The sequence below is a fragment of the Streptococcus sp. 1453 genome, assembly GCF_013276955.1.
Lineage (GTDB): Bacteria > Bacillota > Bacilli > Lactobacillales > Streptococcaceae > Streptococcus.
The window spans coordinates 1-15,737 of record NZ_VMLZ01000008.1 but is presented as its reverse complement, the minus strand read 5'-3'; the positions used below and the strand labels follow the sequence as shown (position 1 = coordinate 15,737).

Sequence of the window (15,737 nt, the reverse complement as noted above, 5' to 3'; positions counted from 1 at the left end):
GATGGCATTTATTGAAAAAGGTCAAGAAATCGATATGGAAGTCATCAAGGCTGAAACCCAATTGTCTGCGGAAGCCTTGAGACTCAAGGAAAGCCGTGATAGAGAATTGGCAGACATTATTTCAGGAGAAGATGATCGTATCCTTTTGGTGATTGGTCCATGCTCTTCTGATAATGAAGAGGCTGTCTTGGAATATGCTCACCGTTTATCAGCCTTGCAAAAGAAGGTGGCGGACAAGATTTTCATGGTCATGCGTGTTTATACAGCTAAACCACGCACCAACGGAGACGGCTATAAAGGTTTGGTTCACCAGCCAGATACTTCTAAGGCTCCAAGCCTGATTAACGGTTTGCAGGCTGTGCGCCAGTTGCACTACCGCGTGATTACAGAGACTGGTTTGACGACGGCAGATGAGATGCTTTATCCGTCAAATTTGATCTTGGTGGATGACTTGGTCAGCTACCATGCCGTTGGAGCTCGTTCTGTGGAAGACCAAGAGCACCGCTTTGTGGCTTCTGGGATTGATGCACCAGTAGGGATGAAAAATCCAACCTCAGGAAATTTGGGTGTTATGTTTAACGCCATCTATGCTGCTCAAAACAAGCAAACCTTCCTTTATCATGGGCAGGAAGTTGAGACTTCAGGTAATCCTTTGTCCCATGTCATCCTCCGTGGAGCAGTTAACGAGTATGGCAATTATATGCCGAACTACTACTATGAAAACCTACTCCAAGCCATTGAACGCTATGAAACCATGGGACTTGAAAATCCTTTTATCCTCATCGACACCAACCATGATAATTCTGGCAAGCAATATATGGAACAGATTCGAATTGTTCGCCAGACCTTGCAAAATCGTGATTGGAATGAGAAAATCAAAAAGACAGTTCGAGGATTTATGATTGAATCTTACCTAGCAGATGGTCGTCAAAACCAACCAGAGGTCTTTGGTTGCTCTATTACCGATCCTTGCCTAGGTTGGGAAAATACAGAGGCCTTGGTAGAAGAGATTTATGCTACCTTGACAAAATAAGTGAAAAGGATGGAGTTGGGGAATCTCAACTCCTTTTGATGAGAATGATAGTTGGACACGGAATTGACATAGAAGAATTGGCTTCGATAGAAAGCGCAGTTACACGACATGAAGGCTTTGCCAAGCGCGTGCTGACCGCTAAGGAAATGGAGCGCTTCACCAGTCTCAAAGGGCGCAGGCAAATAGAATATTTGGCTGGTCGCTGGTCGGCTAAGGAGGCATTTTCCAAGGCCATGGGAACGGGTATTGGCAAGCTCGGTTTTCAGGATTTGGAAGTCTTGAACAATGAACGCGGGGCGCCTTATTTTAGTCAGTCACCATTTTCAGGAAAGATTTGGCTGTCTATCAGCCATACCGATCAGTTTGTGACAGCCAGTGTCATTTTGGAGGGAAATCATGAAAGCTAGTCCGCATAGACCAACCAAGGCTCTGATTCATCTGGGAGCTATTCGACAAAATATTCAGCAAATGGGGGCTCATATCCCTCAAGGAACGCTCAAGTGGGCTGTGGTCAAGGCCAATGCCTATGGTCATGGAGCTGTTGCCGTTGCCAAGGCAATTCAGGATGATGTTGATGGCTTTTGCGTTTCCAATATTGATGAAGCCATTGAACTCAGACAAGCTGGACTGAGCAAGCCAATCCTCATTTTAGGAGTTTCTGAAATCGAAGCTGTTGCTCTAGCTAAAGAATATGACATCACCTTGACTGTGGCTGGACTGGAGTGGATTCAAGCACTCTTAGATAAGGAAGCGGACCTAACTGGATTAACAGTCCACCTCAAGATTGATTCAGGAATGGGACGGATTGGTTTTAGAGAGGCTAGTGAAGCTGATCAGGTTCAAGACTTGCTCCAACAACACGGTGCTCGTGTTGAAGGGATTTTTACCCACTTTGCTACTGCTGATGAGGAATCAGATGACTATTTTAATGCCCAGTTAGAACGGTTTAAAACCATTCTATCAAGTATGAAAGGTCTTCCAGAGCTGATCCATGCCAGCAATTCGGCAACGACTCTTTGGCATGCAGAGACTATTTTTAACGCGGTTCGTATGGGAGATGCCATGTATGGTCTCAATCCAAGTGGAGAGGTTTTGGACTTACCCTATGACTTAAAACCAGCCTTGACCTTGGAGTCTGCTCTGGTTCATGTTAAGACGGTTCCAGCTGGAGCTTGCATGGGCTATGGAGCGACCTATCAGGCAGATAGCGAGCAAGTCATCGCGACCGTGCCGATCGGCTATGCGGATGGTTGGACACGAGACATGCAAAATTTTTCTGTCTTGGTAGATGGCCAAGCTTGCCCAATCGTTGGACGAGTATCTATGGACCAAATCACCATTCGTCTGCCTAAGCCTTATCCGCTGGGAACCAAGGTAACCTTAATTGGTTCTAACGGGGACAAGGAAATTACAGCTACTCAGGTAGCGACCTATCGTGGGACTATTAACTACGAGGTGGTTTGTCTCCTCAGCGATCGCATTCCGAGAGAATATGATTAGAAAAGAAAGGAGTGGAGCATGAATCTACATCAACCCTTGCATGTCTTACCTGGTGTGGGACCAAAGTCAGCAGAAAAATACGCCAAACTAGGAATTGAAAATTTGCAAGACCTCTTGCTCTACTTTCCTTTCCGTTATGAAGATTTCAAGACCAAGCAGGTGCTGGAGCTGGAAGACGGAGAAAAGGCAGTTCTGTCTGGACAAGTAGTGACTCCTGCCAGTGTCCAGTATTATGGTTTTAAGCGCAATCGCCTGCGCTTTAGCCTTAAGCAGGGAGAAGTCGTTTTTGCGGTGAATTTCTTTAACCAGCCCTATCTAGCTGATAAGATAGAGTTGGGAGCAACCCTTGCTGTCTTTGGAAAATGGGACCGCGCCAAGGCTAGTCTGACAGGGATGAAGGTCCTGGCTCAGGTGGAAGATGACCTCCAACCTGTCTATCGATTGGCTCAGGGAATCAGTCAGGCCAGTCTGGTCAAAGTTATCAAGACAGCCTTTGATCAGGGACTGGACCTCTTGATAGAAGAAAATCTTCCCCAGTCTTTGCTGGACAAATACAAACTCATGTCCCGTTGTCAGGCCGTTCGTGCCATGCATTTCCCTAAGGATTTGGCAGAATACAAGCAGGCCCTTCGCCGGATCAAGTTTGAGGAACTCTTTTATTTCCAAATGCAGTTGCAGACGCTCAAGTCTGAAAATAGAGGTCAAGGAAGCGGTTTGGTTCTGGATTGGTCTCAGGAAAAAGTTGCGGCTGTTAAAGAAAGTCTGCCATTTGCCCTGACCCCAGCTCAGGAAAAGAGTTTGCTGGAAATTTTAACCGATATGAAGTCGGACCACCACATGAATCGTCTCCTACAAGGAGATGTGGGGAGCGGAAAAACGGTAGTCGCTGGTTTGGCTATGTTTGCGGCAGTGACAGCTGGCTACCAATCAGCCCTCATGGTACCAACAGAAATCCTCGCAGAGCAACATTTTGAGAGTTTACATAACCTTTTTCCAGACTTGAAACTAGCTCTTTTGACAGGTTCCTTGAAAGCCGTAGAAAAAAGAGAAGTCTTGGAGACTATTGCCAAGGGTGAGGCTGATTTGATTATTGGAACCCATGCTCTGATACAGGATGGGGTGGATTATGATCGCCTTGGCTTGATTATCATCGATGAGCAGCACCGTTTTGGTGTGGGGCAAAGGCGTATTCTAAGGGAAAAAGGCGACAATCCTGACGTTCTCATGATGACAGCGACTCCCATTCCACGGACGCTGGCCATCACAGCCTTTGGAGATATGGATGTTTCCATTATCGACCAGATGCCAGCAGGACGGAAGCCTATTGTGACTCGCTGGATCAAACATGAGCAATTACCTCAGGTTTTGACTTGGTTAGAGGGGGAAATCCAAAAAGGTTCTCAAGCCTATGTCATCTCTCCCTTGATTGAAGAATCAGAAGCTCTGGATCTGAAAAATGCTATTGCCTTATCAGAAGAGTTGACGGCTCATTTTGCAGGAAAGGCAGAGGTGGCTCTTCTACATGGTAAGATGAAGAGTGACGAAAAAGACCAGATTATGCAGGAGTTCAAAGAGAGAAAAACAGATATTCTGGTTTCGACAACGGTTATTGAGGTTGGGGTCAACGTTCCCAATGCGACCGTCATGATTATCATGGATGCTGACCGCTTCGGGCTCAGCCAGCTTCACCAACTCAGAGGTCGTGTCGGTCGGGGAGACAAGCAGTCCTACGCTGTCCTTGTTGCTAATCCCAAGACGGATTCTGGGAAAGACCGCATGCGCATCATGACAGAAACCACCAATGGATTTGTCCTTGCGGAGGAAGATTTGAAAATGCGTGGTTCAGGTGAGATTTTTGGAACCAGACAGTCAGGACTCCCAGAGTTCCAAGTAGCTGATATTATCGAAGATTTTCCGATTTTAGAAGAAGCCAGAAAGGTTGCAAGCTATATTAGTTCGATAGAAGCTTGGCAAGAGGATCCAGAGTGGCGCATGATTGCCCTTCATCTGGAAAAGAAAGAACATCTGGATTAAGCTTTCTCTAAGGAAATCTTAAGCTAGCTTTCAGGTTTGCCCCTTATACTAGAGTTATCAAAAAGAAACGAGGACTCTCAGATGACAGTAACGATTAAAGTAAATTACCAAACTACTTTCCAAAAGAAGGAAGCAAAAAAATAAGATTGAACAGGAGAAAAAGGGCGGAAATGCTCTTTTTTTGTTTCTAAAACTACTTTCAGTCAGTAGGTTTGAAGAAAGAAAGGCTAAATTCACTTTCTATTTATACTCAATGAAAATCAAAGAGCAAACTAGGAAACTAGCCGTAGGTTGCTCAAAGCACTGCTTTGATGTTGTAGATAAGACTGACGAAGTCAGTTACATATATAATCCAAGGCGACGTTGACGTGGTTTGAAGAGATTTTCGAAGAGTATTATCCTTCTTTCTTGCATTGATTACATAGATATGCTACAGTTGTGGTAACGGTTACAAAATAAAAGGAGTATGCTATGAAAAATCCAGCTTTATTAGAAGAAATCAAGACTTATAGAGGAAGGGATGAGGTTCCAGAAGACTTTGATGCTTTCTGGGATGAGGAAGTGAAAAAAGTTTCCACGCTTCCAGCCTACCAGTTGGAGGAAAGAGATTTCCACCTTCCTCAAGTCAAGTGCTATGAGTTAACCTTTGAAGGAACCAATGAAGGCAAGGTCTATGCACGCGTCGTTCTTCCAAAGAGTGAGGAGAAGGTTCCGCTAATCTTCCATTTCCATGGTTATATGGGACGTGGCTGGGACTGGACCGACATGCTAGCTTTCACCGTAGCTGGTTACGGTGTTGTTTCCATGGATGTGCGGGGACAGTCAGGTTATTCGCAAGATGGTTTGCGTTCTCCTCTAGGAAATACAGTTAAGGGGCATATTATCCGTGGTGCTGTGGAAGGTCGGGACCACCTCTTTTATAAGGATGTTTATCTGGATATTTACCAGTTGGTTGAAATTATTGCTAGTCTGCCTCAGGTAGATGAGAAGCGACTTTCCAGCTATGGTGCCTCGCAAGGAGGGGCTCTAGCTTTGGTTGCAGCAGCGCTCAATCCTCGAATTCAGAAACCAGTTGCCATCTATCCCTTCTTGTCAGACTTCAGACGAGTGCTTGAGATTGGTAATACTAGCGAAGCCTATGACGAACTTTTTAGATATTTCAAATTTTACGACCCCTTCCATGAAACTGAGGAGGAGATCATGGCGATCCTTGCCCATCGTATCAAGGGTGAGGTTAAGATGATTACGGGTTTGGATGACGATGTTTGCTATCCCATTACCCAGTTTGCGATTTACAATCGTTTGACCTGCGATAAGGCTTATCGCATCATGCCTGAGTATGCCCATGAAGCCATGAATGTTTTTGTCAATGACCAGGTTTATAACTGGCTCTGTGGGAGTGAGATTCCTTTCAAATATCTAAAATAAGGAGTCGACTCTAGGCACAAAATCTTAAAAATCACAAACACGCATAGTATCAGGGGATTAAGAAGACTTGATACTATGCGTTTTATCATGGAAATATAGTAAAATGAAACAAGAACAGGATAAATCGATCAGGACAGTCAAATCGATTTCTAACAATGTTTTAGAAGTAGATGTGTACTATTCTAGTTTCAATATATTATATTTATAGAATTTTTTGTTGCTAGATTTGTCAAATTGCTTAAAATAATTTTTTTCAGAAAGCAAAAGCCGATACCTATCGAGTAGGGTAGTTCTTGCTATCGTCAGGCTTGTCTGTAGGTGTTAATACTTTTCAAAAATCTCTTCAAACCACGTCAGCTTCGTCTTGCCGTAGGTATGGTTACTGACTTCGTCAGTTCTATCCACAACCTCAAAACAGTGTTTTGAGCTGACTTCGTCAGTTCTATCTGCCACCTCAAAACGGTGTTTTGAGCTGACTTTGTCAGTCTTATCTACAACCTCAAAACAGTGTTTTGAGCATCATGCGGCTAGCTTCCTAGCTTGGTCTTTGATTTTCATTGAGTGTAAAAAAACAGATGAGTTTTTGTTTTCTTTTTATGAACTATAAATGTTCAGCTGAAACTACTTTCAAGGACATTATTATATAAAAGAGTTTTTTGAAACTAAAATCTACTATACTACACTATATTGAAAGCGTTTTAAAAATGAGGTATAATAAATTTACTAACACTTATAAAAAGTGATAGAATCTTATCTTTATGTATATTTAAAGATAGATTGCTGTAAAAATAGTAGTAGCTATGCGAAATGACAGATAGAGAGAAGGGATTGAAGCTTAGAAAAGGGGAATAATATGATATTTAAGGCATTCAAGACAAAAAAGCAGAGAAAAAGACAAGTTGAACTACTTTTGACAGTTTTTTTCGACAGTTTTCTGATTGATTTATTTCTTCACTTATTTGGGATTGTCCCCTTTAAGTTGGATAAGATTCTGATTGTAAGCTTGATTATATTTCCCATTATTTCTATAAGTATTTATGCCTACGAAAAGCTATTTGAAAAAGTGTTCGATAAGGATTGAGCAGAAAGTATGGTGTAAATAGCATAAGCCGATGTCCAATAATTTGCTTATAAAGAGATATTTTAGTTTAATTGCAGCGGTGTCCTGGTAGATAAACTAGATTGGCAGGAGTCTGATTGGAGAAAGGAGAGGGGAAAATTGACACCGATTTGAGATAGTTTGTTTGGTTCATTTTTGTCATTTAAATGAACTGTAGTAAAAGAAAGTTAAGAAAAGACAAACTAAGTGTATTTTCTGGAGTAAATGTCTTATTTCAGAAATCGGGATATAGATATAGAGAGGATCAGTATGAATCGGAGTGTTCAAGAACGTAAGTGTCGTTATAGCATTAGGAAACTATCGGTAGGAGCGGTTTCTATGATTGTAGGAGCAGTGGTATTTGGAACGTCTCCTGTTTTAGCTCAAGAAGGGGCGAGTGAGCAACCTCTGGCAAATGAAACTCAACTTTCGGGGGGGGGGCTCAACCCTAACTGATACAGAAAAGAGCCAGCCTTCTGAGGAAGGAGAAAATATAACTCTTCCTGCAGAGCATGTAGAGTCTGTTTCAGAGACTGAACTTTCTGGCAATGAGCAAGAACAAGAAAGGGAAGATAAGCAAGAAGAAAAAATTCCAAGAGATTACTATGCACGAGATTTGGAAAATGTCGAAACAGTGATAGAAAAAGATGACTTAGAGACGAATGATTCAAACGAAAAAAGAGTAGACTTGTCTGATGAATTAGAGAAAGTAAAAGGACTCCAAAATGCAACTGTTCATGTGGAGTTCAAACCGGCTGCTGATGGTCCTAGTTTTTACAATCTCTTTTCTGCTTCCAGTACAACTAAAGTAAATGAGTACTTTACAATGGCAATCAATAATGGGACAGCTTTGATAGAGGGACGTGGAGCTGATGGTAGTCAATTTTATGGAAGTTATACAGATGCGCCTTTGAAGATTAGACCAGGCAAGTATAATTCGGTTACTTTTACTGTTGAAAGACCAAGAAAGGATAGTCCAAATGGTCAGGTTCGTCTTTATGTGAATGGTGTATTATCTCGTACGAATAAAAAATCAGGGAAATTCCTGGCAGACATGCCGGACGTGGATAAACTCCAGTTAGGTGCAACTAATAGAGCAGGAGAACTGAAGTGGGGCTCAAATCTCTCTATTCGTAATCTGACTGTATACAATCGTGCTCTAACTCCAGAGGAAGTCAAAAAACGTAGCCAGTTATTTGATGTAACAGATATTGAGCCGTCACTTCCTGAAGGGGCAGTCTTGACAGAAAAGCAAGAGTTGTTTATGAGTGGTGTCAATGATAAGCCAAATAGTGAAGGAATTAAGAGTTATCGGATTCCAGCTTTGCTACGTACGGATAAAGGAACATTACTGGCAGGAGCAGATCAGCGTCGTCTCCACCATTCTGACTGGGGAGATATTGCTATGGTCGTTAGGAGAAGTGAGGATGGGGGAACTACTTGGCAGCCAACCTTAACCTTGACCAACCTGCGAGACAATCCAGAAGCAAAAGATCCGCAGGCACCATCTCCACTTAATATCGATATGGTCTTGGTTCAAGATCCTACCACAAAGAGAATTTTTTCAATCTACGATATGTTTCCAGAGGGTCGAGCTGTCTTTGGAATGCCAAACAAACCTCAAAAAGCTTATCAACAAGTTGGAGACAAGCACTATCAATTACTGTATAAACAAGGGGAAAATCAAGCATATACTGTCCGAGAAAACGGAGAAGTATATGATGCAAATAATCAAAAAACAGATTATCGCGTTGTAGTGGATCCAAAAGAAGAAGCCTACAGAGATAAGGGCGACCTCTATAAAGGAGAAGAGCTTCTTGGGAATATCTACTTTGCTCAATCTGCTAAAAATCCATTTCGTGTAGCCTATACGAGCTATTTGTGGCTTTCCTATAGTGATGATGATGGGAAAACATGGTCGAAACCAAGAGATATTACACCATCAATTCGCCAAGATTGGATGAAATTTTTAGGAACAGGTCCAGGTACAGGAATTGTGCTTAGAACAGGAGAGCACAAGGGTCGTATCTTAGTTCCTACTTATACCACCAATGCTATCTCTCATCTAAGCGGATCTCAGTCTTCTCGTTTGATTTATTCAGATGACCATGGAGAAACATGGCAGGCTGGAGCTGCTGTCAATGATGATAGGACGGTAGGTAGAAGGAAAATTCATTCCTCAACTATGAATAATAGTCCTGCCCAAAATACAGAGTCAGTTGCTGTACAGTTAAATAATGGTGATGTGAAACTCTTTATGAGAGGATTAACGGGTGATTTACAGGTTGCCACAAGTAAAGATGGTGGGCAAACTTGGGACAAGGAAATCAAGAGATACAATCAGGTTAAAGATGTTTATGTCCAAATGGCTGCTATTCACACCATGCACGAAGGAAAAGAATACATCATTTTAACCAATTCAGGAGGACCTAAACGGACGAATGGAATGGCTCATTTGGCTCGTGTAGAGGACAACGGAGACTTGACTTGGTTACATCATAGACCAATTCAAAATGGAGAGTTTGCCTATAATTCGCTTCAAGAATTAGGAAATGGTGAGTATGGTATCTTGTATGAACATACTGAAAAAGGACAAAATGCCTATACCCTATCATTTAGGAAATTTAACTGGGAATTTTTAACAAAAGATCCGGTATATCCAACGAGTGTAACTATCAGGGAAGTTCGTAAATTGGAAACAGAAGAAGAGGATGCAGAACAAGGCATCTTGGCTATGCAATTTGATTCTGAGGTACTAGTGAATTCTATTCCGACTTTGACTTTAGCGAATGGACACAAAGCTACCTTCTTGACCCAGGCAGATCAAAAAACTCTACTTTTCACCTTTAATAAAGAAGATGCAGGTCAAGAAATTACAGGTCTACTGGCCGGTAGAATTGACAGTATGCATGATTTACCAGTTACACTAGCTGGTAGTAGAATTCCTGAAGATGCGAAAGAAAATCCTGTCGATACCATGAATACAGTAAGAGAAAATGTATCTGAGGAGATGACAGAAAGGAAGTCAGAGAAGAATCAAGTGTCTATGGAGCCTTCAGGCAGAATGGTAGCAAACTCTCCTCTTACTTCTCTTGCTCCTCGTTATCTCCAATCTTATGTAGGAGATGTTACTTTAACTCCTCTTAAAACTGAGATTAAAGTTCCAGTAACGACTGGTTGGAAGCAAGAAAATGGTGCGTGGTATTTTTATACATCTGCTGGTGAAGTGGTGAAAGGCTGGCATCAGGAAGCGGGTAAATGGTACTACTTGAGTTCTACTGGTGCGATGGCAACTGGTTGGGTGAAAGATGGTAACCAATGGTATTACTTGAGTGAGAGTGGAGCAATGTCCACTGGCTGGGTTGAATCCAGCGGTGTGTGGTACTATCTTAATGCTAACGGTTCAATGGCAACTGGTTGGATAAAAGATGGAGACCATTGGTACTATCAGGAATCATCTGGTGCAATGAAGGTAAATCAATGGTTCCAAGTTGGAGATAAATGGTACTATGTTAATGAAAGCGGAAGATTAGCGGTTAATACTATAGTAGATGGTTATAAAGTTAACTCCAATGGGGAGTGGGTCAACTACTAGAACCTTGGATGTTGATGAATAACTGAGACACGTTTTGTCCGTCATAGAGATTAAAAGTTTATTTAGATAGTTTTAGTAGAAATTTCTACTCTAAGAAAAAATCAATTTAGATGAGCTCCTATTGCCGGGTAAATGACTTGCTAGTCGTAAATAAACTGTATATTTCTGACTGGATACTAATAGTCGCAACTTAACAGTTCACTTTAAGTGTTAAAATGCATATAGCTAGTTATTGGTTATATGCGTTTTTGTTCTTGATTATTTTATTTCTTGTCTTGGAATATAGGTAAAATTATAGTAAAATAAAATTCTGTAATTCATGTTGGTAGATATACAGGAAGAAGAGTGTATTGTTGACAATATAGCACATAGAATCCAATATGTCCTTATACTCAAAAAATCAAAGAGCAAATTAGGAAGCTAGCCGTAGCCTGCCCAAAACACCGTTTTGAGGTTGTAGATGAAACTGACGAAGTCAGCTCAAAACACCGTTTTGAGGTTGCAGATAGAACTGACGAAGTCAGTAACATATACATACGGCAAGACGAAGATGACATGGTTTGAAGAGTATGGAACAATCATAACTTATTTGAAGATTTTAAAAGATTATAAGCTATTATATCTGGATAAATAAGTATTAGAAACTAAAGTGAGGAAAAGATGTTTTTATATTTAAAAGGTTTAGGTAAATATCGTAAGTCAAAAGCTTACGGGTTGGTGGGATGTCTGGCATTAGTGAGTATGATTGGATTAGCTGCACCAGACTTACCAGTTATTGGTGGTGGAGTCGTTGCTGCTGATGTTATTCAGGGTGGTAACGATATAAAAGATGTGAACGTTCATAGTAAATCTGCGGAAGGTGTTGCTATGACCTATACCACTTATGATAGCGGAACAAGTGGAAAACAAACCGCATCAGGTAGCGGTGTCTTTGTAGCGCCGAATGTGATGGTAACAGTAGCTCATAACTACTATGATAAAAACCAAGAGGATAAGTCTGCGGTCTTGCGTGGTGGGGCGTCTGCTCGTAGTTATGTTGTGATGAACTCAGAGACGGAAAAGCACAATAAAGTACCTACTTCTGGTGTATCAGAAACTCTTGAAAAAGACTCTATTCATTTGTATGATGAGAAAAATTTTGGGAAAGACTATAGCAACGACTTAGCAGTAGTGGTAACTAAAAAGACTGTAGAAGCTATGACAGGTGGTGAAGATTCACCAAGAGAATTGAGCCATAAAGAGGTTTCTACTGGTGATAAAATCTCTATGGTCGGCTATCCTAATGACTTTTCAACTCCGAATTTAAGTGCAGAAAACAAAGCACGATTGAAAGACGGTAAGGCTTATTCAGTTACAACAACTGTAAGTAGTGTCAATAAAGAGAGTGGTACAGTCACTTATCATTCCTCAGCTTTAGGAGGTTTTTCAGGTGCTCCTTTGTTTAATGATAAGGGAGAGGTAGTCGGTATCCACCAACATGGGACAAATACTCCAAACGCTCAAGAAAGTGAGCGTATTGGTGGTGGTACCCTCTTTACGGAAAAGCACAGAGCTTGGATTCGTTCTATGATTGATAAATATGGTATAAAGGGTTGGTATATAGATGGTGCAAACCGTTACTACTATGATGAAAATCACAGAGCCTTAAAAGATGTAGAGTCTGAGATTGACGGTGCTTTGTATCGTTTTGATGAAAAAGGCCGAGCTACTTTACTAGAGGGTGAAGAAAAAGGTCGCGTTCTACTTCGAGTGGAAGATACTAAAGGAACTCCTTTGATTTCAGATAAGGTTGTTCAAGAAGGTTCTGTTGGAAGTGGTTTGAATTTTCATTTAAGACAAAATCCAAACTTCAAACAGTTAATAGCAACTTCTCCAACAGCTAAAGTGGTATCCTATAACGGAGTGCCAATTAACAAATTAGCAAGTGATACAAGTTGGTCTGATGAATATGTCAGTAAGTTAGCTTTGGGTGATACAATTATAAGAGCGGTAGTAGATTCGGTAACTCCTCCATCTACGTCTTCTTCGGATTTTGCAAGAACTGAAGTTGGTAAGGTTGATTTGAGTGGTAAATCGAACTTACCTGTGCCTAGTAAAGAGGTATTACAAGCTCCGAATGGTTCAGAAAACTTCTATGCTACAACGCATATTCAAACGCCAGATGGGTCGGGGTCAGGTACTTTAATTGCACCAAATTTGGTGTTAACAGTCGCTCATAATTTCTTAACAGTTAAAGGTTCTGAGGTAGTTACGAAGTCTGGTCGCACCAATACAGTGTATAAAGCTACTTTGCCAAGTGGTCAGCCTGTGAATTTTTCCGATGATGATATTGTTTATTGGAACAAGAAAGACTCAGTATTTGGATTTAAAAATGACTTAGCTTTGGTTCGTTTGAAAGAAAAGCTTACAGCGGTATCTCCTGTAGAGGTGGTATCTGAGTCAACTTCGATTACTAAAGGTGACAAAGTTTCCGTTTATGGTTTTCCTGATGGTCGTTTGTCTCCAGTTTTGGATAGTGAAGTAGTAGCTACTACTGACTTTGGTTCAGGTATTGAAGGGATTAGCTATGGTGGTACAAAACCCGGAGCTTCTGGTGGTGGTCTTTATAATGACAAAGGTTCTTTAATTGGAGTTCACCAAAATGGTGTTGTAGGAAGCCGCAGTGGTGGGTTAGTCTTATCAAAAGAACAATTAGATTGGGTTCGTTCCTATATTGAGGGTAAACCCAAAGCCCCTGTTTATGTAACAGATAATATTTTGGTGGATGAAAAAGACAAGGATAAACTTCCATCAACTTCAAAAGAAGAAAAACCGACCACACCAAAAGTAGAGTCGGATAAAGATAAACCAAATACACCTCTAAAACCGCAAGAAAAGCCGAAAACAGAGGTTATAACGAGTTATGAGGGTGATAGTACCCTTGAAGTTGGGAAAGAGCGTACAGAGGAAACTGAGGGCGAAAAAGAAGGTGTTTCCCTTATTTATCGAACGGTGTATAAAGGTACTAAATCGAAAACAGAAATGTCACCTATTGCCTTTGACACGGTTTACCAAGGAGATGAAACTAAAGAGCTTGGTTTCCGTTCAGTTTTAGAGGGTAAAGAGGGTCTAGTTACTCGCACTACAAGTTACCAAGTAGATAAGTACACAGGAGCGGTATCCTCCAAGATTTCTGAAGAGAAAATAGCACCTCAATCTCAAGTCATCACATTAGGTATTAAGAAAAATAGCAGCACAAAAGAAGTTCCAATTACAGAACGTTTTGAAGATTCCGCAGAACTAGAGAAAGGTAAAACTGAGGTTATTTCTGAAGGTTCTGTAGGTAAAGAGGTTACTACGGTTACTTATAAGGTTTTACCTGATGGAAAGGTTATTGAAAATTCTCGTACAGTTGACGTTACACCCATGAGAGAGCGTGTAGTTCGTAAGGGTGTGAAGGAAGTGGTATCTCCAGATAAAGTAGAGTCTCTAGTTCCAAAAGATGCGCCGATTAGAGAAGAGCAGCCTGCGCTTAGTGAGGGATTTTCAGAGTCAGATGCTTTAGTATCAGGAGAAAAAATACAAGGAGATCTTGGGATACTTATAGTATCTTCAGAAGAACTAGTCCCTGAAAGAGTAGAAGTTCCAGATTTTGTGACTAAAGTTACAGGTGGAGAAAAATTGACAGTAGAAGGGCACCGAAATGAGAGTAAAATAAAGACTCCATCAAAACAGGAAAGATCATCTCGCCCAGAAACCACTGCTCAATTCACAACGAACGGGACAGGTTCGTCATCGTTAACAGCTGTTTTTGGCGGTAAAACGGATAAAATATTACTTTCTACTGTTGAACATTCTGTTATTAAACATAATCAACAAAGAGGATGGCATAAGATAAATAATCAGTGGTATTTTAGAAATTCTGATGGGAAAGAACGGACAGGTTGGATGAAAGAAAATGATGCATGGTATTATTTTGATACGAATGGAACCATGCAAACTGGTTGGCTAGAGGATACAGACGGTAATTGGTATTATCTCAATGATAATGGTAGGATGGAGATAGGCTGGTTCCAAGATTCAAGTGGCGCGTGGTACTACTTAGGATCATCTGGTCGCATGGAATCCAATACATGGATTTATTATAAAGGAAAGTGGTACTATATTGATGCTTTGGGTAAACTACTTTTCAATTCGGTAACACCAGACGGCTATAGAGTGAACGAGTATGGGGAATGGATCAACTGAACTTGCTTTATGGCATATTGACGAGAAAGCTAGGAGTATAAAAACACTAGAATTCATAGTCTAGAAAGTGGTAAGGCTTTTCTAAAATGGTTGATTTTGTAATCTTTTTTGTAAAATATAGCTTTTAATAAATAATGTGAGCAAGATATATCTCTTTGCAAGTGATTAGGGTCAATAGTTTTTAACTTTCTCACTTCTTTTCCGAATAAATAGATAGAACCATAGAATCTAGCAAAATTAGATTTAAAACTATGGTATAATAGAGGGAGGAGAAGGATAATTCTCAGACATCCGGGCATCAGCCCAACCAATGACTTAGTTGCTAAGAAAATCTTTAGCAATCCGGAAATCACTTGTCAATTTATTCGCGATATGCTGGACTTGCCAGCAAAAAATGTGACTATTTTGGAGGGAAGTAACATTCATGTTTTGCCTTCTATGCCTTACTCAGCTCAAGATTTTTACACTAGTATAGACGTCTTGGCGGAGTTGGATAATGGTACTCAAGTAATCATTGAGATTCAGGTGCATCATCAGAATTTTTTCATCAATCGCTTGTGGACTTACCTGTGCAGTCAGGTCAATCAAAACCTAGAAAAAATTTGCCAACGAGAAGGTGATACACACCATAGTTACAAACATATCGCACCAGTTTATGCTATTGCCATCGTAGATAGTAATTACTTCCAAGATGATTTGGCCTTTCACAGTTTTAGTATGCGCGAAGACACGACAGGTGAGGTCTTAACTATCACAACTAACGGTCAAGAAAACCATTTGGTCAAGATGGCATTCTTGGAACTAAAAAAACTCTAAGCAGG

General features: G+C 40.9%; 10 protein-coding genes and 1 pseudogene. 10 read left to right on the top strand and 1 reads right to left on the bottom strand.

Translation table 11 applies throughout. The annotated features are described in order from the left end of the window. Nucleotide 1 precedes the first annotated feature (1 nt). The 5 genes from HW098_RS07105 (at nucleotide 2) to HW098_RS07085 (ending at nucleotide 5,995) form a co-directional block, all read left to right on the top strand. Nucleotides 2–1,033: a 3-deoxy-7-phosphoheptulonate synthase gene (locus tag HW098_RS07105; RefSeq protein ID WP_173213011.1), complete on the top strand. Its 1,032-nt coding sequence runs from the start codon at nucleotides 2–4 to the stop codon at nucleotides 1,031–1,033. A 44-nt stretch (nucleotides 1,034–1,077) separates the two neighbouring features. Further along, a complete protein-coding gene (gene acpS / locus HW098_RS07100) occupies nucleotides 1,078–1,440 on the top strand; it encodes a holo-ACP synthase (protein WP_176139714.1) in 363 nt (120 codons plus the stop codon). Beyond that, nucleotides 1,430–2,533 (top strand): alanine racemase, encoded by a 1,104-nt coding sequence (alr, locus tag HW098_RS07095; RefSeq protein WP_176139670.1) that lies wholly within the window; start codon nucleotides 1,430–1,432, stop codon nucleotides 2,531–2,533. The genes acpS and alr overlap by 11 nt, the downstream gene beginning before the upstream one ends. A gap of 18 nt (nucleotides 2,534–2,551) precedes the next feature. Continuing rightward, nucleotides 2,552–4,567, top strand: a complete 2,016-nt coding sequence (gene recG, locus HW098_RS07090; RefSeq protein ID WP_176139669.1) for an ATP-dependent DNA helicase RecG — start codon at nucleotides 2,552–2,554, stop codon at nucleotides 4,565–4,567. 471 nt (nucleotides 4,568–5,038) lie between these two features. Next, nucleotides 5,039–5,995: an acetylxylan esterase gene (locus HW098_RS07085; protein WP_176139668.1), complete on the top strand. Its 957-nt coding sequence runs from the start codon at nucleotides 5,039–5,041 to the stop codon at nucleotides 5,993–5,995. Between the two features lie 321 nt (nucleotides 5,996–6,316). Here HW098_RS07085 and HW098_RS10750 read toward each other — a convergent pair whose 3' ends face one another. Then, nucleotides 6,317–6,448, bottom strand: a complete 132-nt coding sequence (locus HW098_RS10750; RefSeq protein ID WP_016569659.1) for a hypothetical protein — start codon at nucleotides 6,446–6,448, stop codon at nucleotides 6,317–6,319. A 400-nt stretch (nucleotides 6,449–6,848) separates the two neighbouring features. On the opposite strand from HW098_RS10750, the gene HW098_RS07080 reads away from it, so the two are divergent. The 5 genes and pseudogenes from HW098_RS07080 to HW098_RS07060 all read left to right on the top strand — a co-directional run. Then, the gene (locus tag HW098_RS07080) at nucleotides 6,849–7,076 is read left to right on the top strand and encodes a hypothetical protein (protein WP_050234264.1); all 228 of its coding nucleotides are present in this window, start codon (nucleotides 6,849–6,851) and stop codon (nucleotides 7,074–7,076) included. A 288-nt stretch (nucleotides 7,077–7,364) separates the two neighbouring features. Further along, nucleotides 7,365–7,550, top strand: a complete 186-nt coding sequence (locus tag HW098_RS07075) for a YSIRK-type signal peptide-containing protein (protein ID WP_176139667.1) — start codon at nucleotides 7,365–7,367, stop codon at nucleotides 7,548–7,550. Further along, nucleotides 7,510–10,689: a sialidase domain-containing protein gene (locus HW098_RS07070; RefSeq protein WP_176139666.1), complete on the top strand. Its 3,180-nt coding sequence runs from the start codon at nucleotides 7,510–7,512 to the stop codon at nucleotides 10,687–10,689. Before HW098_RS07075 ends, HW098_RS07070 begins: the two co-directional genes overlap by 41 nt. 660 nt (nucleotides 10,690–11,349) lie before the next feature. Then, the gene (locus tag HW098_RS07065) at nucleotides 11,350–14,916 is read left to right on the top strand and encodes a trypsin-like peptidase domain-containing protein (protein ID WP_016569658.1); all 3,567 of its coding nucleotides are present in this window, start codon (nucleotides 11,350–11,352) and stop codon (nucleotides 14,914–14,916) included. A 276-nt stretch (nucleotides 14,917–15,192) separates the two neighbouring features. Further along, nucleotides 15,193–15,726 (top strand): annotated as a pseudogene (locus HW098_RS07060) (PD-(D/E)XK nuclease family transposase); the annotation flags it as partial. Nucleotides 15,727–15,737 lie beyond the last annotated feature (11 nt).

What these genes read in the sequence shown, in the direction of transcription:
- HW098_RS07105 (WP_173213011.1), top strand. Translation starts at nt 2, where the DNA reads ATGGCATTTATTGAAAAAGGTCAAGAAATCGATATGGAAGTCATCAAG.
- acpS (WP_176139714.1), top strand. Translation starts at nt 1,078, where the DNA reads ATGATAGTTGGACACGGAATTGACATAGAAGAATTGGCTTCGATAGAA.
- alr (WP_176139670.1), top strand. Translation starts at nt 1,430, where the DNA reads ATGAAAGCTAGTCCGCATAGACCAACCAAGGCTCTGATTCATCTGGGA.
- recG (WP_176139669.1), top strand. Translation starts at nt 2,552, where the DNA reads ATGAATCTACATCAACCCTTGCATGTCTTACCTGGTGTGGGACCAAAG.
- HW098_RS07085 (WP_176139668.1), top strand. Translation starts at nt 5,039, where the DNA reads ATGAAAAATCCAGCTTTATTAGAAGAAATCAAGACTTATAGAGGAAGG.
- HW098_RS07080 (WP_050234264.1), top strand. Translation starts at nt 6,849, where the DNA reads ATGATATTTAAGGCATTCAAGACAAAAAAGCAGAGAAAAAGACAAGTT.
- HW098_RS07075 (WP_176139667.1), top strand. Translation starts at nt 7,365, where the DNA reads ATGAATCGGAGTGTTCAAGAACGTAAGTGTCGTTATAGCATTAGGAAA.
- HW098_RS07070 (WP_176139666.1), top strand. Translation starts at nt 7,510, where the DNA reads ATGAAACTCAACTTTCGGGGGGGGGGCTCAACCCTAACTGATACAGAA.
- HW098_RS07065 (WP_016569658.1), top strand. Translation starts at nt 11,350, where the DNA reads ATGTTTTTATATTTAAAAGGTTTAGGTAAATATCGTAAGTCAAAAGCT.